This window comes from Deltaproteobacteria bacterium HGW-Deltaproteobacteria-18 (assembly GCA_002841885.1).
GTDB lineage: Bacteria > Desulfobacterota > Desulfovibrionia > Desulfovibrionales > Desulfomicrobiaceae > Desulfomicrobium.
On the sequence record PHBE01000004.1, the window covers coordinates 76,750 to 96,693 of the forward strand.

9 protein-coding genes are annotated in these 19,944 nt (G+C 61.5%); 3 read left to right on the forward strand and 6 right to left on the reverse strand.

The features are described 5' to 3' along the window. The first annotated feature begins 549 nt into the window (after positions 1–549). The 3 genes from CVU60_04760 (at position 550) to CVU60_04770 (ending at position 11,553) form a co-directional block, all read left to right on the forward strand. Positions 550–1,728 (forward strand): hypothetical protein, encoded by a 1,179-nt coding sequence (locus CVU60_04760; GenBank protein PKN42675.1) that lies wholly within the window; start codon positions 550–552, stop codon positions 1,726–1,728. 40 nt (positions 1,729–1,768) lie between these two features. Beyond that, the gene (locus CVU60_04765) at positions 1,769–7,420 is read left to right on the forward strand and encodes a hypothetical protein (GenBank protein ID PKN42676.1); all 5,652 of its coding nucleotides are present in this window, start codon (positions 1,769–1,771) and stop codon (positions 7,418–7,420) included. A 152-nt stretch (positions 7,421–7,572) separates the two neighbouring features. Then, positions 7,573–11,553: a hypothetical protein gene (locus tag CVU60_04770; protein ID PKN42677.1), complete on the forward strand. Its 3,981-nt coding sequence runs from the start codon at positions 7,573–7,575 to the stop codon at positions 11,551–11,553. A 636-nt stretch (positions 11,554–12,189) separates the two neighbouring features. On the opposite strand, the gene CVU60_04775 is transcribed toward CVU60_04770, so the two are convergent. From CVU60_04775 to CVU60_04800, 6 genes are all read right to left on the reverse strand, one after another. Further along, positions 12,190–13,419, reverse strand: a complete 1,230-nt coding sequence (locus tag CVU60_04775; protein ID PKN42678.1) for a two-component system response regulator — start codon at positions 13,417–13,419, stop codon at positions 12,190–12,192. Then, positions 13,388–13,747 carry a hypothetical protein gene (locus tag CVU60_04780; GenBank protein ID PKN42679.1) on the reverse strand — a complete coding sequence of 120 codons (360 nt, stop codon included), beginning with the start codon at positions 13,745–13,747 and terminating at the stop codon, positions 13,388–13,390. The genes CVU60_04775 and CVU60_04780 overlap by 32 nt, the downstream gene beginning before the upstream one ends. A gap of 213 nt (positions 13,748–13,960) precedes the next feature. Then, the gene (locus CVU60_04785; protein ID PKN42680.1) at positions 13,961–14,608 is read right to left on the reverse strand and encodes a DNA-binding response regulator; all 648 of its coding nucleotides are present in this window, start codon (positions 14,606–14,608) and stop codon (positions 13,961–13,963) included. A 28-nt stretch (positions 14,609–14,636) separates the two neighbouring features. After that, positions 14,637–15,950, reverse strand: coding sequence for an HlyD family type I secretion periplasmic adaptor subunit (locus tag CVU60_04790; protein PKN42681.1), 1,314 nt, complete (start codon positions 15,948–15,950; stop codon positions 14,637–14,639). Between the two features lie 14 nt (positions 15,951–15,964). Further along, positions 15,965–18,205 carry a type I secretion system permease/ATPase gene (locus CVU60_04795; GenBank protein PKN42682.1) on the reverse strand — a complete coding sequence of 747 codons (2,241 nt, stop codon included), beginning with the start codon at positions 18,203–18,205 and terminating at the stop codon, positions 15,965–15,967. Positions 18,206–18,313: 108 nt separating this feature from the next. After that, complete coding sequence (locus CVU60_04800) at positions 18,314–19,732, reverse strand: channel protein TolC (protein PKN42683.1); 1,419 nt, start codon at positions 19,730–19,732, stop codon at positions 18,314–18,316. Positions 19,733–19,944 lie beyond the last annotated feature (212 nt).

A 19,944-nucleotide genomic window follows, 5' to 3' on the forward strand; every position in this document is an offset into this window, starting at 1 on the left:
GAACCATGGACAGGGTGGACTGCATGGACATTCATGGACGATATGGACGCCCTTGGAGTTGCCCCTATTAAACCGGACACTCTGCGATTGCTAAAAGGCGGATGAATTCCCTTGGCGAAAGCATCCGCAGCCCCCCGGCACGGTCCATCTCGTCCATCCGGTCCATCGCCGGTCCCCCGGCACGGTCCAGCAGGCGGCCAGCCTACGGTCGCGTCCGAAACGCGCTACCTGATGGCCCCGGTCCCGTCCAGAAAAAGAGCGGTCCAATCCGGTGATTCAGATCGCCTGCGTTGCACTCCAGACAAAAGCCTGCCCGGGTACACTGCCCACCACTCACTACAAAAATAACTATCCAATATTTAGTGACATTTCACCTTCACCACCAAAATTCGACCATACTTTGCAAATATTATGTAGGCACCAATGCGCATTCATTGCAATTATCGCCCCTAAAACTATCCATCCAAATACATAATAATTACTTATCGAGCCTAGTTTCACATCCTCATTTTTCTAATATCAGAAAAATAAATCTGCATTATTCGCATTATGGAGGACGCCGTGGAAGAATACACCCGCAACCAAGACACTGTCGGTCCCATTGAAGAGTTGGCCGTAACAGCAAAAGCCGAAACCGTTCAGAACCCTGAGCAACTTCTCCAGCCCATGGTTGTCGCCCATGCGCCAATGGCCGTGGCAGGTAACGTGTATCTCGGCCAAACCGCCATGGACCAGCCATTCACCTTCACCCGGGAGCAGCTTTTGGCGTCCTCCACGGGCCCCAGGGGAGACGTGCTGATCGCGGGCCTGGTGGATGTAAACCCGGCCGTCGGCATCGTCACGGACAACGGTGACGGCACATGGACCTACTCGCCTGTCGCCGGCTTCACGGGCGACGACGTCCAGATCTCCTTCACCGTAAGTGACGGCAACGGCGGCATCGCCTCGGCCCGGGCCCTGCTGGACGTCACGGCCAGCGTCAACCGCCCGCCCGTGACTGGAAACGTGGACCTCGGCAGCATGGAAGAGGATGGAACACTGACCTTCTCCGCAGCCCAGCTTCTGTCGGGCTCCCCCGACACCGACGGCGAAGCCCTGACCATCACGGCCGTGACCGTGAACCCGCACTACGGTCTTGTTACGGACAACGGCGACGGAACGTGGACGTTCACCCCTTCGGAAAATTTCCATGACTTCGACGTACCACTGATCTTCGCCGTGGAGAACGGAAACGGCGACACGGACACGGCCGTGGCCCTGGTGGACGTAATCGCCGCGCCGTGTCCGCCTGAAACCTATGACGTGGCCCCTGCCCCCATCGAAGAGGATCAAACCCTGACTTTCAGCGCTGACCAACTGCTCTCCAATACATACGAGGCCAATAACGAACGTCTGGTCACCTCAGTCACCGTAAACCCCGCTTACGGAGACATAGTAGACAACGGCGACGGCACGTGGTCCTTCGCGCCCGCGGAGAATTTCCACCACGAGGACATTTTTCTGTGCTTTGCCGTGGAAGACAAACCCGACCGTTCACCGGCCCCGCCTTCCTCGCGCATACCCACCCTGTCGCCTTCGACCTTCCGGGCTGCTGAAAATTCTGCGCGCACAATATTTAATCACAACAATACGTACATCCCTCTTGAAAGACGGTCAAAGTATGTAGCAGCCACGCAACGTAGTTTATCACGAATACCTATTTCAAGCGCACGCAGGTTTCATATATAAATGCTCATTATTTTGCGCCAACTCATCTTTGGGAGGAAGCATGCAGGGAAACATATTCATCAGAAACAATTCCGGGCAGATGGTAGAAAGAGTGATCACGGACGGCGACGGCATTGTCCTGAATCCCGGTGAGGAAATACTCATCGCCGCGGAAGCCGATACAACTGAAATACACTACGAAAGCGACACCAGAGCCGTCATCCGCCTTGAGGGTATCGGGGAATTCTCCGTCGAATCCGACACGACCCTGCCGGAAAAGATCGCCTTGGCGCCGCCGTTGGCGCTGCAGGGACAGCAGCCTCTGGGTATTTCCTTCGAAGAGGCGAGTTCTCCCACAGGCCCGGAATTGAGCATCCTTCCAGACCCGCCGCTGATGCAGCAGGCGAGTACCGACAGCACGAGCTACGCCGACCGGCCGTCAACACCTCCGGTCGATTTCATCGCGCCTGAAGCCTTGCGTTTCAATTTCGGCTACCTCTCCATGTTGGAAGGGGCATCCTCCACGCAGGCGGGTGCACTACGGCAGGAATTTGACGATTTCGCGGCCTTCAACGTCTTCGACTACAGCACTGATGGCGACACCTCCTCCAACCTTGACACCACGGCCAGCCGCCCGCTGCTGACCCTCGACATCGACGCCGCGGGCAACGAGGACACCGTCATTTCTCTGTACATCCGGGCCGGGCTGACCGACACCGACGGCTCCGAGACCCTGACCGTGATCATCTCCGGCCTGCCCGAGGGCTCCGTGCTCTCGGCCGGCACGGACAACGGCGACGGCACCTGGACCCTGACCGAAGCCGACCTCCCGGGCCTGACCATCACCCCGCCCCAGGACTGGGACCAGGATTTCGACATCACCGTGACGGCCATATCGCAGGAGTCGTCCACGGGCGACACGGCCTCGACCTCCGGCACCATCCACGTGGACATCACCCCCGTCAACGACCCGCCGGTGGCCGGGTCCGTGGACCTTGTGCAGATGAACGAGGACACCTCACTGACCATCACGGCCGAACAGCTCCTGGCGAACAGCCATGACGTCGACGGCGACCCGCTGACCGTCACGGACGTCAGCGTCAATCCCCACTACGGAACCGTCGAGGACAACGGCGACGGCACCTGGACCTTCACCCCGACCCCGGACTACAACGGCGATGACGTGGCCTTGACGTTTCGCGTCGCCGATCCGTCGGGCGCCTGGAGTTCCAACGTCGCCACCATCGACGTCGTTCCCGTCAACGACGCCCCCGTGGTCGGCGACGTGGACCTCGGCGACACCCATCTGGAGACGGCCGTGACCTTCAGCGGCCGGCAGCTGCTCTCCAACTCCTACGACGTTGACGGCGACACCCTGGCCATCACCGACGTCAGCGTGGACCCGGCCCAGGGCGCCATCGCCTACGACGCGGCCACGGACGTCTGGACCTTCACCCCGGCCGCCGGGTTCACGGACGAGGACGTCGAGATTTCCTTCACCGCCAGCGACGGCCAGGCGTCGGCCTCGGCCAGGGCGTTCATCGACGTGACCGACAACCCCTCGGGCAACCGGCCGCCCGTGGCCGACGACGTGGACCTCGGCCAGATGGACGAGGACTCCTCCATCCGGATCACCGCGGCCCAGCTCCTGGCGGGCACCCACGACCCCGACGGCGACCCGCGCGCCATCGCCTCCCTGACCGTGAACCCCTACTACGGAACCGTCACGGACAACGGCGACGGCAGCTGGACCTTCACCCCCACCGAAAACTTCCACGGCGACGACGTGGCCCTGACCTTCACCGTGACCGACGGCAAGGGCGGCGAGGCCACGGCCGTGGCCTCCGTGGACGTCATCGAACAGCCCGACCTGCCCGTGGCAGACAGCGTGTACCTCGGTCAGATCAACGAGGACACGTCCATCACCTTCACCGAGGCCCAGCTTCTGGCTAACAGCTACGACCCCGACGGGGACCCCATGTCCATCGCCTCGGTCAGCGTGAACCCCTTCTACGGGACCGTCACGGACAACGGCGACGGCACCTGGACCTTCACTCCGGCCGAAAACTTCCACGGCAACGACGTGGCCCTGACCTTCATGGTGCAGGACAACGACGGCACGGTCTCGGCCACGGCCATCGTGGATGTTTTGGGCGTAAACGACGCGCCCGTGGCCGGCGACGTGGACCTGGGCCAGTGCCAGGCCGGAACCGAACGCGTCATCTTCGCCCATGAGCTTCTGGCCTTCAGCCACGACCCGGACGGGGACCCGCTGTCCATCACCGCCGTCAGCGTGGACCCGTCCCACGGCGTCATCTCCGACAACGGCAACGGCACCTGGACCTTCGCGCCGACGGACGGTTTCACCGGCGACGACGTGGCCATCCGCTTCACGGTCAGCGACGGCGAACTGACGGCCGGGGCCGAGGCCTTCGTCGATGTGGTCGACGACCCCTCCGGCAACCGGCCGCCCGTCATCCTGGCCCCCGCCTATATCGGCGAGACCAGCGAGGACACGGCCTTCACCTTCAATGCCTCAGCACTGCTCCTCAACGCCTACGACCCGGACGGCGACCCCCTCACCGTCATCTCGGTGAACGTTAACCAGGCGTACGGTCTGGTCGAGGACATCGGCGGCGGCAACTGGACCTTCACACCGACTCCGAACTACCACGGCACGGACATCCCCCTGACCTTTACCGTGTCCGACGGCCGGGGAGGCGTCAGCACGGGCGTGGGCACCGTGGACGTCCTGGCCGTCAACGACGCGCCCGAGGCCGGCAGCGTCAGCCTCGGCCAGATGAACGAGGACACATCCCTGTCCATCACGGCGGCCGAGTTGCTGGCCAATGCCTCCGACGTGGACGGCGACGTCCTGAGCGTCGAAGCCGGCAGCTTGTACGTCGTCGACCCGGCCCAGGGAAGTGTCGATGACAACCCCAACGGCCCCGGGTGGATCTTCAAACCGGCACCGGACTACAACGGCGAGGTCTCCATCGCCTTCACCGTCACCGACGGCAACGGCGGCTCCGTCTCGACCACGGCCGACCTCGACGTGCTCCCGGTCAACGACCCGCCCGCGCCCGGGGACGTGAGCCTCGGCATCATCAACGAGGACACGTCCGTGACCTTCTCCAGGCACATGCTGCTCTCGAACTTGTCCGACCCTGAAGGCGACCCCTTCGACCTGACCGGCCTGAGCGTGCTTCCCGAACAGGGCAGCCTGACCGCAAATCCCGACGGCACCTGGACCTTCACCCCGGCCCAGGACTTCAACGGCACGGCGGCCATCACCTTCACCGTCACCGACACGCACGGCGCCGCCGCCACGGCCCAGGCCATGGTGGACGTCCGGGCCGTCAACGACCCGCCCGTGGCCAACGACGTCGCGCACCTCGGCCAGATCCTCGAGGACTCGCCCGTGACCTTCACCTCCGCAGAGCTGCTCTCCGTGATCCAAAACGCCGACGGCGACACCCTGTCCATCGCCTCCGCCGACGTGTCCCAGGCCCAGGGCAGCCTCACCCACGACGCAGCCACGGACACCTGGACCTTCACCCCGGCCGAAAACTTCAACGGCAAAGTGCATATCGACTACACCGTTGCCGACGGCCACGGCGAAACCGGCACGGGCTCGGCCATCCTCGACGTGCTCCCTGTCAACGACGCTCCCCAGCTCACCCCCATAGCGGCGTGGGGAACTCGTTTTTTTCCTGGGCTCATCAGACACTTAGGCGCGACCCGCACGGAAACGCCCTTCACCTTTACGGAAGACCTTGTGAAGGTATTCGCCAGCGACCCCGACTTAGAAGACCTGAACATAAATCTCAGCGTGAACCCGGACGACGGGACCATCACGAACAACGGCGACGGCACATGGACCTACACCCCGTCGGCGAGCCTCCCCTCCATCACCGACGTGCACGTAACCATCACCGCGGAAGACGCCGCCGGTGCCACGTTCGAGGACTCTACCACTGTTTTGATCAGAATCGAGAACACGACCAACCTGCGGCCCGTGCACCAGGACGTGACCGGCACCGTCCAGGAGGACGGGTCCATCATCCTCACCCCGGCGGACATCCTGGCCAACTGCACCGACCCGGAGGGCGACATCTTGCGGGTCACAGACTTATACATAGACCCGAAATACGGCAGTTTCAGCAACGGAGTATGGAACTACGCTACGAATTCGCTCGCCTACGTGACCTTCACTCCGGCCGAGAACTTCCACGGCGAAGTGCCCATACTCTGCATCGTGGAAGATGGTTTTCGGTATACTGGCACAAGCGGGATAGTAGCTTATGATAAGATCATGTTCATGCTCAACGTCGTTCCCGTAACCGATGTCGGCAACGTGGACCTGGGGCAGATCTCCGAGGACAACTCCCTGACCTTCACCGAGGCCCAGCTTCTGGCCAACAGCGAAGACGAGGGCGACCCGCCGTCCATCGCCTCGGTCAGCGTGGACCCGGCCCAGGGAACACTCACGCACGACGGCGACGTCTGGACCTTCACCCCCGCCGAAAACTTCAGCGGCGACGTGAAAATATCCTTCACCGTGGCCTACACGGACGAGCAGCTGCCGGCGGAGGCCAGCCTGACGGTGCTCCCCGTCAACGACCCGCCCCGGGCCGGCGACGTGGACTTCGGACAAAGCCCGGACGGAGCGGTGTACTTCACCGCGGCGGAACTGCTGGCCAACAGCTCCGACGCCGACGGGGACGCGCTCTCCATCGTTGCCGGCTCCGTCAGCGTGCACCCCGACTTCGGACAGATTCTCGACATGGGCGAGGGGAGCTGGATGTACCTCGCGCCCGAGGGCTTCGCCCACCAGGACGTGCCCATCAGCTTCCGCGTCAGCGACGGCGACCTGGAGGTCGCGGCCACGGCCGTGATCGACGTGGACACGCACTCCGCGAACGTCCCGCTGGTCCAGACCCTGGCCCTGGACACCGCGGCGCCCCTGACCGTCACCCAGGACTCGCTCACGACCCCGGACCACGACGGCCTGACCATCACCCACGTCACCGGCGAAGCCGGAGACACCCTGGAGATCGCCGACCAGGCCAACTGGAGCCACGAGAGCTCCGACGCCGACCATCACCACCTCGTCTCGGCCACCGGCCTGGTCGAGCTGTACATAGACAGGGACGTGGACATCCACGTCGTGGGCGGCGTCGACTCCACCGGCAGCCCGACGCCGAGCGACGACAGCCTCCACGTGGACGATTTCTTCCACACGGTCCTGTCAGGCGGCGGCAACGACACCATCACCATCGACCCGCTGCTGCACTCCGACGGGCACATCACGTCCGGCGACTTCACGCACATCGACGGCGGAGACGGCTTCGACGTGCTGAAGTTCGGCGTGGACCAGGCCCTGCACACGGGCACGGAAATGGACCTGACCGCCCTGAACGCGCACCAGGTCGAAAACATCGAGGCCATCGACATCACCGGCAACACCGACAACACCCTGACCCTGGACGCGGCCAGCGTCATCGACGTCACCGACTCCGGCAACGCCCTGTACGTCCAGGGCGACGGGAACGACACCGTGCACGTCAGCGACGCCGCATCCTGGAGCCACGCCGGCACCTCGGACCTGGGCGGCGTGACCTACGACCACTACACCGGACTCGACGCCTTCGGCACGGCTGCGGACCTCTATGTCCAGCAGCACATGCAGACCAACCTGCTTCATCCGTAAAACAGCCGCCGCGATCCCGCGGCCGGGGCGGTCCCGATTTCACCGCCCCGGCCGCAGGGTCGCAACACCCCATGCACAGCCGACCATGAAGGATAACGCCCGGCCATCGCCGGGCGAACGATATCGTCATACCAGGCCACCACGGAGACCACATGACCTTGCAGCCTCAAAGAACCGCCAACGCTTTCATCGATGAACACCTTGAGTCCGTCTCCCCGGGCTATCTGCCCACGTCGCGCCGATCAGCCTCCCCGGCATCGGACGACAGGCACGTGACGCCCGATCCCTCCGATGCGCTTCCCATCGAGAGCCCTGTCACCTTCACCGCCGACGACCTGCTGGCGTCAGCCGGGGGCGCAGGCTTCAGCCTCATCGACGCGTCCGTCTCGGTCCCCGGGACGTACGGCACCGTCACCGCCAACGCCGACTCCTGGACCTTCACACCGTCCCCGGGCGTCCGCGGCCAGGCCGTGCCCGTGTCTTTCGACGTCGTCGACGCGGACGGCCATGCCGTATCGCGCGCGGCCCTGGTGGACGTGCCGGACATGAACACCGCGCCGGAGGCTGGCGACGTCGACCTCGGCCAGTGCGTGGCCGGCGGAGCGCGGATTTTCACCACCTTCGACCTGCTCGCGGCAAGCCACGACGCCGACGGCGACACCCTGAGCGTCGCCAATGTGCAGACGGACCCGGAATGCGGGACCGTCAGGAGCCTCGGCAACAATTTCTGGCTCTTCAACCCGGCCCGGGGGTTCGACGGCAGCGTGGAAATCTCCTTCGAGGTCAGCGACGGTGCAGCCGCCTCGTCGGCGGTCGCCGCCCTGGAGGTCCTGCCCGCAGGCGGCAACCGGCCCCCCATCGTCACTCCCGCCAACCTCGGCCACACTCTCGAGGACACGTCCTTTCTCATCACCCAGTCCCGGCTCCTGTTCGGCAGCCGCGACCCGGACGGGGACAGGCTCCACGTCGCGGCCGTGTCCGTGGACGAGACGTACGGGACCGTCACGGACAACGGCGACGGCACCTGGACCTTCACCCCGGCCGAGAATTTCAACGGCGACGACGTGCGCATCCGCTTCATGGTTTCCGACGGCAGGGGCGGCGAAGCCGCGGGCACGGCCCTGCTCGATGTCCGCCCCGTAAACGACGCGCCGGAGGCCGGAGACGTCCGCCTCGGAACCATGAACGAGGACTCGTCCCTGACCGTCACTGCGGAGCAGCTCCTGCTGAAGGCCGGAGACGTGGAAGGCGACCGGCTCCACGTCGCCTCGGTGAGCGTGGACCCCGCCGTTGGCGCCGTCACGGACAACGGCGACGGCACCTGGACCTTCACCCCGGCCGAAGATCTCAACGGCGACGACGTGCCCCTGACCTTCACCGTGGACGACGGCCATGGCGCCACCGCCTCGGCGCAAGCGACAGTGGACATCCTCCCCGTCAACGACGCGCCCCGGGCCGGCGACATCTCCATCATCATCGACGAGGACACGACCGCAGAGATCACGCAGGATCTGATCCGCGCCCATTGCAGCGACGTGGACGGGGACACTGTCACCGCCATCGCCATGTCGCTGCAGACCCCGGGCACGCTGAGCGAAGAGGTTCCGGTGTCAGGCGAGGCCAGAACCTGGGAATTCCTCCCGCCCGACAGCTTCGAGGGCCAGGCCTCCATCGCCTACACGATCAGCGACGGCCAGACCACGGACGTCGGCCGCATCGACGTGACCGTGAACGCCGTGGCCGACCCGTTGAACGCCGAGCACGCCGTCACCGGCTACACCGGAGGCCTGTACCGGCTGGACCTGGACTTCAGCGCGCAGTTCCCGGAGCAGGACGGCAGCGAGGCGTACACCATCCTCTCCCTGTCCGGTCTGGACGGCGTCCCTGCGGGGGCGCAGCTTCTGGACGGCGACACGGTCATCTGGTCCTCGGGCGACGGCGATACCCTGAGCCTCACCCCGGAGCAGGCCGCGGGCATCGACAGCATCTGGCTGCGCTGCGGTAACGAGGGCTCCTTCGACATCACGGTCCACACCCGCACCGTCGAACTCTCCAACAACGACACCGCCTTCGGCGCGAGCACCCTGCATTTCGACATCGCCGCCCCGCCGCAGCTCGCCACCTACGACATCGCCGACACGGACCCGAACATGCCCGGCGTCTTCTGGTACCAGAACGGCCCCAACACGGACGGGCCCTCGGGCATAGGCTTCCCCTCACCCTCGGACGACGCGCGGTTCCTGACCTTTGCGAACAACCCCATCCTCTTCAACAACGCCGACCCCGCGGACCCCGACGCCGTCATCAACAGCGTGAACTGGTACGCAGACTCCGCCAACACCATTGAAATCGAAGGCTTCAGCACCGAGTTCAACCACCTGCCCAGCAACGACAACCCGGACGTGGCCTTCCCCGCGGGCGATCGGCACGGCGCCATGTTCGACGTGTTCATGTTCCGCTGGGACATGGCCGACCAGGGCAACACGGACCCGCACTTCAGCCCGCACCTGCGCCAGCAGTTCGGCGACCAGAGCATGCAGGTCGTGACCCACAACGTCGAAAACGGCATCGACTTCTTCGAGGCCCAAAGCGTCATCATGGGCTATATGAACGAATCCTACTGGCTCCATGACAAGACGTTCATCAATATCTACAAATTCGAAAGCGCGACGCACCCCGACTACCTCCAGGCCGGCTGGGACGACCGTTTCCTCTTCGGCACGGACGGCGTGGACGACGTGCTGCGCGGCGAGGACGCGCCCGGGGGCGGCGCCAAGAACAACGTGCTCGTCGGCTTCGGCGGCGACGACACCCTCATCTACGGCGAGGGCAACGACAACCTCTTCGGCGGGGACGGCAACGACAGTCTGATCATCGACACCGAACACCATAACGGATTCCTCGACAGCTACGCCCTGACCGGCTTCGTCATTCCCACCGTTGCCACGAACTTCGTGTCGCCGGGCGAATACGGCTTCTACACCGTGACCGAGGGCAAGATCGACGGCGGCGACGGGTACGACGCGCTCTCGCTCGGAGCTCAGGCCGGGACCGCCGGTGAAAACACACTCTATCTCAATTACGCCGAACACTGGATCGGCAGGGAGCCTTCCACATACTCCATAGGAATCTTCGGCCAGACCACAAACAAGTACTTCGACCACTGGGAACTGACCTATCCCGCGAACTATCCCATGATGGCGGGCGAAACCATCGGCAACTACGCCTCGTTCAAGTACCACCTCATCAACATCGAGGAAATCGACATCCGCGGCGACGCCGACGACGCCAACACCCTGAGCCTCAACCTGGACAACGTCTGGCTCGTCACCAGCCAGGAATACGGCAAGACCCTGCACATCACCGGCGACGCCAACGACACCCTGGAGATCCGCGACCAGGCCAACTGGCGCTACGTGGACTCCGACACCGAACACCACCACCTCGTCTCCTCCAACGGCCTGGCCGAGCTGTACGTGGACAGGGACATGGACATCCACGTCATCGGCGGCGTCGATTACCGCCTCGCCAGAGGGTACAACGGCCTCAGACTGGAGTCGCCGAGCAACGACAGCCTGCATGTGGACGAGTTGTTCCACACGGTCCTGTCCGGCGACGGCGACGACACCATGACCATGGACCCCGTCCTGCACTATCACGACGGACGCATCGACGCCTCCGATTTCGCGCACATCGACGGCGGCAACGGCTTCGACATCCTGAAGATCGGCGCGAACCAGGCCGTGCAAAGCGGCGCGGAATTCGACCTGACCTCCTTCGCCCCGGACTACGACGTCCGGCAGCCCGACCCGGACATGTGGCCGGAGCGCAACCATGCCGACCGGATCCTGAACATGGAGGCCATCGACATCACCGGAAGCGACCACCTAGACAACACCCTGACCCTGGACGCATCGAGCGTCATCGACTGCACGGATTCGGACAACATCCTCTACATCCGGGGCGATGCGGGCGACACGGTGCACGCGACGGACGCCTCACAGTGGACCTACACGGAAAGTACGGAGGTGGGCGGCGTGACCTACGACCATTACAAGGGCCTGGACCTCGTGGGCGCGTGGGCGGACCTGTACGTCGAGCACCAGCTCCAGACCAACCTGGAGCACCCCTGACCAACCACAAACAAACCGCCCCGGCCATGAGCGATCGTGCATGGCCGGGGCGTGACGCCGAGAGAACGGCTTGTATGGAATGGCTTGTTCGAAATGGCCCGCCTGGAATGACGCGCTTTGAAGGTACGACAGACAGCGTTGCCGTCGCCGCGAATTTGAATCTGGATGGCCTGGCGGGAATTCGGGCTCTTTTCACACCATGTTTTCAGACGATGGATCGTCCCGGAAGATGGATCCCACGCATAGCCTAGCATGGCCCGCCTTCGCGGGGATGACAAGACACGGAACAATGCAGTCCAAAAGCGGAGGCCGGTCTTCCGGACGTTTGCGTGACCAGTTGGCGACCGGAATCACCTCATGGTCATTCCCGCGAAGGCGGGGGTGATAAGGCGCGGAGCCATGCAGTCCAAAAGTGGAGGCCGGTCTTCCGGACGTTCGCGTGACCAGTTGGCGACCGGAATCACCTCATGGTCATTCCCGCGAAGGCGGGGATGATAAGGCACGCAAACATGCAGTCCAAAAGCAGATACCAGTCTTCCAGGCGTTTGCGCGACCAGTTTGCGATCGCATCACCTCAAGGCATTCCCGCGAAGGCGGGGATCCACACTTCTCCCCTCTGCCTTGCACCACCCCGGCCTAATCCCTGAAAGCCGCGGCCACCTCTTTGAACTCGGCGATATGCGCCATAAAGACGTCCACGATTCCCGGATCGAAGTGCGTCCCGCGTCCTTCGCGGATGATGTCCAGCACTTCTTCGAGGGGCATGGCCCTTTTGTAGGGACGGACCGAGAGCATGGCGTCGAAGCTGTCCACGACGCTGACGATGCGGGCCTCGATTGGGATATCCTCTCCTTTCAGACCGCACGGGTAGCCGCTGCCGTCCCAGCGCTCGTGATGATAGTGGGCGATGGTCTCGGCCAGCTGGATGAGTCTGAAACGGCTGTTGGCCAGCCCCTGGGCCCCAATCCGGGTGTGGGTCTTCATGATTTCCCACTCTTCGGGGGTGAGCTTGCCGGGTTTGAGGAGGATGCTGTCGGAGATGCCGATCTTGCCGAGATCGTGCATGGCACTGGCCAGAAAGAGCAGACCGCAATGCTCTTCGTCCAGGCCGCACTTGCGGCCCAGCAGGGCCGAGTACTCCTGGATGCGGCGGATGTGCAGACCCGTCTCCTTGTCACGCAGTTCTGCGGCCAGGCAGAGGCGCAGGATGGCCTCATGCTGCACTTCCTGGATCTCGCGCTGCTTCTCCTGAATCTTGGCGGTGCGCCGCTGCACCTTCTTCTCCAGAATCTGGTTCTGCTGCCGGAGGGCCTCCTCGGCAGCCTTGAGCATGAGGTGCGTCCTGACGCGGGCCTGCACTTCCAGCGGGGAGATGGGCTTGGTGATGTAGTCCACTGCCCCGAGGCCGAAGGCCTTGCTCAATGTGGCGGCATCCGAAGCCGAAGTGATGAAGACGATGGGAATGTCCTGATTGTCGGCATCGGACTTGACCGTTTTGCAGAATTCGAACCCGTCGATTTCGGGCATGAAGAGGTCAAGAAGGATGAGATTCGGTTTCACCTCCTGCAGGCTGTCCAGGGCCACATGGCTGTCCTGGGCGGCCGCGATGCGGTAATCCTCGCCGAGGCAGTACGCCAGGACGTCGATGTTGGTTCCCACGTCATCGACGATGAGGATCGTCTTCCGGCCCTCCTCGCTCAGCAGGGACTCGAAGCGGAAGGCATCGGTCTGCGTCGGGCTGAAATCGGTACCGGCCCGGAACACCTCGACCCTTTCGGCATGGGACGCCGTCACGTTCATGGATTCGGCAAACATGGCTCTCACCTGCTCGGGGTTACATGTTCTCGATGACGTCGCGAAGCTCATAATAGGAATTCAGGATGTTGGGTATGTCCGTCCTTACGGCGACAATGTCCTGAGCCTTGGAGGACTGCTCCAGTTTCATGGCGCAATGCCTGATCTCGACGGCCGAGAGATTAGCGGCCGCCCCCTTGATCTTGTGGGCAACCTCGGCAAGTTCGTTGAAATCGATGCTGCCTTGGGACAGGACACCATTCAGGTCTGCCATGATGCTTTCATGGCTTTTCACGAAGTATTTCATGATCCGGAAATACGTCTCCCAGTTTCCGGAAAAACGCTCCATTCCCTCGGCAATGTCAATGCCAGGCAGATAGTTAGGCGGCATTGCAGTCATGATCCCCCCTTGTGATCGTCATCACTTGAAACCATTCACCATTTATTTGGTTCGCGCCGCTGTAGGCCGTCTTCAACTCGTAGAAGAAAAAGATGCTTTTCGTCCATCTGAGCGGGAGCACTCTTCATTTTACAACCACGCCGCCATGCGGCATCTCACAATGTATTTTGGGGCAATCCTGCAGGCAAATTGCCCCAAAATACATGTGAAAAATCAATCATCACAGACACATATTCCATCACGAATCAAGACGTTGCAATTCTTGATTCCAAGCTTGCTGATGATGTTCGAGCGATGCTTGTTGACAGTCTTGATGCTGATGTCGAGAATCTCGGAAATTTCGCTGCTCTTCTTCCCTTCCGTGATGAGGCGGACAATCTGCTTCTCCCGCGCGGTCAGGTAGTGCATTGAAGGCAATTTCTTGCATTTTCTGTTTACGACCAGATAATCCCCTGCAATGCGCTTCGCCAGCTGGGGGCTGATGAACAGACCCTGGGTAAGCGCATAATCCATGGCCAGAAACAGTTCTTCAGGATCCGCCCCTTTGAGGACATACCCATTGGCGCCACATTCCAAGGTCTCAAAAATGAGCTCGCTGTCGTCACTGGCCAGAAGGATGACTACCAAGGCCTTGGGATCCATACCCTTGATCCGTCTGAGCACCTCCGTTCCCGGCATGTCAGGCAGACGTATGTCCAGCAGAACAATGTCGACATGCTTTTGACTGAGACGCTGTATGGCCTCCCATCCGGTGGAGACGTCATCCTCGACCACATGACTTCCGCGCATGCTGATCATGGATTTCAAACCCATGCGCAGCAGGTTGTCGCCTTCGATCAGCAATACTCGCTTCTTGGACATTTCCCGCTCTCTTTGCTGTAGTTTTCTTCTAACGCTCTCGCAAGGCGTTCTGCTTGGTCTTGATTATAGGTTTGAGGATGTATTCCAAAACTGTCTTCTTCCCGGTCAAAATGCTGATCTCGGCAACCATACCGGGAATGATCGGCAGTTCCTTTCCGGCACGATCCTTAAGAGAAGTCTCCTGGGTTCGGATCTTGACTAGGTAGTAGCTGTATTTCTGCTGCTCGTCGGTGATGGCGTCGGCACTGATGTGCTCGACCACGCCATCCAGACTGCCGTAGATGGATGAATCGTATGCCGTGAGCCTGACGCTGGCGTTCTGACCGGGATGGATGAATGCTATATCCTTCGGCAGAACCTGGGCTTCAACCAGCAGGGAGTCCTCCAGGGGAACTATCTCGACCATGTCCTTGCCGGACGAAATGGTCTCCCCGATGGTGTTGACGAAAACCTGCTTGACGATGCCGTCCACGGGCGAACGTACAACGGTCCGGTCGACCTGGTCCGCCAGGGCCGGCAGCTTCTCCTTCATGCTCTCCAGCTGTGTCCGGGCTTCATTGAGTTCCTTGAGCAGTTCGTTGCGCTGCCGGGAAGTCTCCTCCTCGATCCTGTTCTCGGCCGCCTGGAGAGAGGACTGGATCTTCGGAATCTGGATGCGGGTTTCCTGAATGTTCCCGTTCACCTCATTGATCTGCCGCCTGAGTTTGAGTTCCTCCATCTCCGATGCGGCACCGCGGGCGACCATAGGCTCGATCATGGCCAGCTCCTTTTTGAGCAGTGTCAGGTTGCGCCCCTGGTATTCCAGCCGGCTCCGTGCCTCCTTGAGCTCCTGACTGATCTGCTCACGCTCCTGGATCAGGACGTCCAGGGCCGAACGGTCCACGAGTTGCCTTGAGAGCATCAGCTGCATCTGGTTTTCGGCCAGTTCGGGCCTTTGGGCCAGCAACTCCGGTGGCAGGCGAATATCCTTCCGTCCTTCAAGGTGCGCCTCCAGTCTGGCGATGGTGGCCAGCAAGTCGAGGTGCATCGACTGATGCTCCCGCAGGCGAGAGGAAAACTGTACTTCCTGGAGCCGGATAAGGGTGTCACCCTTTTTGACTTCCTGACCGGCCTTGACCAGAATCTCGGACACGATACCGCCTTCGAAATTCTGGATGCGCTTGATCTCCGAGGAGGGGATGACCTTGCCGGACCCCCTGACAGTTTCGTCCAGTTCAGCCAGGGCAGTCCAGGTCACACCGGCAACAAAGAACAGGAAGACGGACGCGAGCAGCATGCTGGACACACGCCTGTTGGAAGAAGTCAGCTCATCAAGCTCGCCATGAAAATTCGTTACCGCCATGATCGTAGTTGCTGTCATTGTTCCCTCCCAGCGCGTTTGATCGCGCCCTGCATCAACTTTTCGAGCACCACGTCCCGCGAACCGTTCTCGACAATTCGGCCCTCATCAATGACCACCAAACGGTCCACCAGGGCCAGCAGCGACGACTTGTGCGTGATGAGGATCAGGGTCTTGTCCTTGAGGACCAGCTTCAGGCGCTTCATGAACAGCTCTTCGGCGCGGTTGTCCAGGGAACTGGTGGGCTCGTCGAGGACAAGAATCTTGGGATTGTGCAACAACGCCCTGGCGATGGACACGGATTGTTTTTGCCCCCCCGAAAGGTTGCAGCCCCGTTCGCCCACGGGCAGGTCATAGCCTTGGGGATGCAGCCGGACAAAATCATGGGTGCCGGAGACGAACGCGGCGTTCAGTATCTGCTGGTCCGTTGCCTGGGGATAGCCCATGCAGATGTTGTCCCGAATGGATCCCTGGAAGAGGGTCACATCCTGGGGGACAAAGCCGATGGCCCGGCGAATGTCCACAGGGTCGAGCTGCTGCATGTCCGTGCCGTCGATGAGAACCGCTCCCCGATCGGGCGTGTAGAGATTCAGGATGAGCTTGCCGAGAGTGGACTTGCCCGACCCTGTCCGCCCGAGGATGCCGACCTTCTCGTTTTCGGCGATTTTCAGGTTGAATGCGCTCAGGACCGGCGTAGAGGCATTCGGGTAACTGAACTCCACATCACGGAATTCGATCTCGCCCCCGTGCAGATTGCGCTGCACGAAGCGCTTCCCCATGGGCCGCTCCTCGGGCATGCGCATGACCTCGTCGAGGCGCTTGTAGGAGGTCACCGCGTGTTGCAACCTGGTGATGAGCTGGGCGATCTGCGCGAAAGGGGTCATGACCCTGCCGCTCAGGATCGAACAGGCGATGAGGCCGCCGGTGGTCATCTCTCCCTCGCGGATGAGGTAAACACCTACGATGATGATGACCACGTAGGCGAACTGTTGCAAGAGGCCGGTGATGTTCATGGTCAGGTGAGACAGGGAGCGCGAGCGCACGGCGTATCCTGCACCCAAATGAGCGCTTTCCCCCCATTTTTTGCGCAAGGCGGACTCGCAGCCGACGGCCTTGACCGTCTCGATGTTGCTCAGGGCCTCGACGAGAATGGCGTGCTTTTCGTGGGCGCTCTCCAGCGAACGGCATACGGACTTCCTGAGCGGAAAGTGGATCAGGAAGCCCATGGCCACTACCAGCGGCAGGACGGCCATGAAGACAAAGGCGATGGGGCCGCCGATGTACCAGAACAAGGCGATGAAGATGAATATGAACGGCAGGTCGATGAAACTGGTCAGGGTCGCGGAGGTGAAGAAATCCCGCACCATTTCCATTTCACGGATGATGTTGGCGAAGTAGCCACTTGACGCCGGCCGATCCCTGAGCCGCATCCCGAGCATGCGGACAAAAAGGCGGTTTTCGAGGAGGATGTCCACCTTCTTGCCGCTGCGGTCGATGAACAGGCCTCGCAGGGTCTTGATGAGGAAATCGAAGCAAAAGACAAGAGCCACGCCGATGCTCAGGACCCAGAGGCTCTCCATGGCGTTGTTGGGCACAACCCGGTCGTAGACGTTCATGACGAAGAGGGGGCTGGCCAGAGCGAAGCAGTTGAGCATGAAGGCCGCGATCATGACCTGGGCATATGACCACCACTGTTCCCGAAAGGCACCCCAGAACCAGTGTCCCCCGGAAGGGGCCGAATCCCCTGGACGCGTTTCGACCCCGGAGCGCGTGGACGGCAGGGCATAGATCACAAATCCGCCGTAGAGCTCCTGCAGGTCCCCGGGTGCGTATTCCCTGACGCCATCGCAGACATCCGGAAAAACCACGCCCATCTTTCCGTCACTCTCACGGGAAACCAGGACGCACGCGCTCTCGTCCTTGAGCAGCAGAATGGCCGGCAAAACCTCAGCCTTGATATGCTCCAGGGTTTGCCGAACGGCCCGGACGTTCAGTCCGGCCCGTTCGGCAGCCTGGGGCACGAGAAGGGGCGTCAGCCGTCCCTCGTTTGCCAGTGGGATACCCGCCAGCAGGGCTTCCCTGGAAATGGGACGGCCATGATGACGCGCGATGTGCAACAGGCAATGAGTCAGCGTGTCCGGAGTCGATACCTGTGCCTCACGAGGTGCCGGGTCTGGCGAAACATTCTCACCGTTCATGGCGGGCGTGACCGGGATATCCTTGGACACGTCCTTTTCCCGAATGATATCGTTTACCATGCCGTCACCTCCATTGGTTACGTGATCCGCAGGAGACGCTCTCCCGCGCCATGACCGTCCACCCTCTCGACCACAATGCTTCGTCTGAAGGCTTCCCGGAAGCGCCGCCTATTCTTCCTCGACCTTGGCGACCTCTTCGAGTTGCAGAACCTCAAGCAGCGTCGAGAGAGGCAGGCAGGTGCGATAAAAGGAATAGATGTTTGCCAGCTTGCCGTTCAGAAGCGCCTGTTCGGCTACGAAAAGGCTTTTTTCGGCGTCCAGCAGGTCCAGCAGCGTGCGAGAACCCATGCGGAACTGATCGAAATAGCTGAGCAGAGTCTTGGCGTTCTGCTCGACGTTGTCGGCGAGAACGGGGAGCAGATCGCCCGTGGCCGTCATGAAGTTGTAAGCCGTGCGCACGTCCTGCTCGATGGCGCGCCGGGTCTCCTCGCGCTTGAACTGCGCCTGTCGCAGCAGGCTTCGGGCCTCGGCGATGGCCGCACGGTTTGATCCGCCGTCGAAGATGGTGAAATTGACATACATACCGATGGACGCGTCATTATAGCTCTCGTCGAAACCGGAGGTATTGTCTGCCCTGCCCACGCCGCCTCGCAGGGAAATGCTCGGCAGCAGGGCCCCACGAGCCGAGTCCAGTTTCTTCTCGCGCTGCTGGATGCCAAGGTCGGCCGCCTTGATGGCGTCGTTGTTTTCCATGGCCACCCCGATTCCCGATTCGATAGTCGCAGGAAGCATTGCCTGCTCTTTGGCGGGCAACTGCAGGACACCAGGTAACGCACCGAAAGTATTTGCGAAATCAGCTTCAGCATCCCGCACGGCCTGTTCGGCATAAATCTGCTTGGACCTGGCTTCGGCCAGAGCCGCTTCGGCCTGATACACATCGGCCTTGGTGCCTGCCCCGCTACGCTGCCGAAGGGTGACCATCTTCAGAACCTGCTCGTGATTGCCCACGTTGCGCCTGCTGAGCTCGAGAATGCCCCGCACCCTGATGACTTCGAGGTAATACTGCGTTGCATCGAGAGCCACCTCGGCGGCCTTGTTGTAGGCCTCCTTGAGCTTCGAATCAGCGTGAAGCTCGTCGGCGTCGACGCGTCCCATGGTGGCCCCACCGTCCCAGACAAGCTGCGACAAAGAGAGCCGCTGCTCGTCGGTGACGATATCGTTGGAGCCCCCGCTGTGCCGGCCGATGGTACCATCATTGCGGACATGCTTCAGGGAGGCGGATGCGGAGAATTTCAGGGAGGGCAGCAGCTCGCCGAAAGACTTGCGGTACGCCGCCCGGGCAGCCGAATACTCGGCCCTGCTGGCCAGAAAGGTCGGGTTGGTTTTAAAAGCCTCCTGCAGGGCCGTGGCCAGCGTGGTACCGTCACCGCCCCCGGCGATGCTTCTCAGTATGGAGTCGACATCGTATTGTCGGGCCTCATTCTGACCCAAAGCCGCAGTGACCTGCAGGCACGTCAGCCCCAAAACAAGGAAAGACAGAATAAAATACTTCCCTTTCATTGAGTTACCTCCTCTTTTCTTGATCATGGCAATTCTCTCCTTTTGCGTTATGAGCGTATTCGGACAGTCTCTGGTTACATTTTCTAGATACTTTCCATGAGATAATTAACTCAGATCAGTATGTATTTATCCAGTATTATACTGGGCATCTCCTCGCATTCGAGGTACTTGCTAGCTAGTAGGGCTTATGAGTTGAGATAATGAATTGTACGCATAAGTACGTACCAAGATGAACACGG

Excerpts from the sequence above, each read along its gene's own strand:
- CVU60_04790 (PKN42681.1), bottom strand. The coding sequence starts at position 15,950 with ATGGCGGTAACGAATTTTCATGGCGAGCTTGATGAGCTGACTTCTTCC.
- CVU60_04780 (PKN42679.1), bottom strand. The coding sequence starts at position 13,747 with ATGACTGCAATGCCGCCTAACTATCTGCCTGGCATTGACATTGCCGAG.
- CVU60_04785 (PKN42680.1), bottom strand. The coding sequence starts at position 14,608 with ATGTCCAAGAAGCGAGTATTGCTGATCGAAGGCGACAACCTGCTGCGC.
- CVU60_04795 (PKN42682.1), bottom strand. The coding sequence starts at position 18,205 with ATGGTAAACGATATCATTCGGGAAAAGGACGTGTCCAAGGATATCCCG.
- CVU60_04800 (PKN42683.1), bottom strand. The coding sequence starts at position 19,732 with ATGATCAAGAAAAGAGGAGGTAACTCAATGAAAGGGAAGTATTTTATT.
- CVU60_04775 (PKN42678.1), bottom strand. The coding sequence starts at position 13,419 with ATGAGCTTCGCGACGTCATCGAGAACATGTAACCCCGAGCAGGTGAGA.
- CVU60_04770 (PKN42677.1), top strand. The coding sequence starts at position 7,573 with ATGACCTTGCAGCCTCAAAGAACCGCCAACGCTTTCATCGATGAACAC.
- CVU60_04765 (PKN42676.1), top strand. The coding sequence starts at position 1,769 with ATGCAGGGAAACATATTCATCAGAAACAATTCCGGGCAGATGGTAGAA.
- CVU60_04760 (PKN42675.1), top strand. The coding sequence starts at position 550 with ATGGAGGACGCCGTGGAAGAATACACCCGCAACCAAGACACTGTCGGT.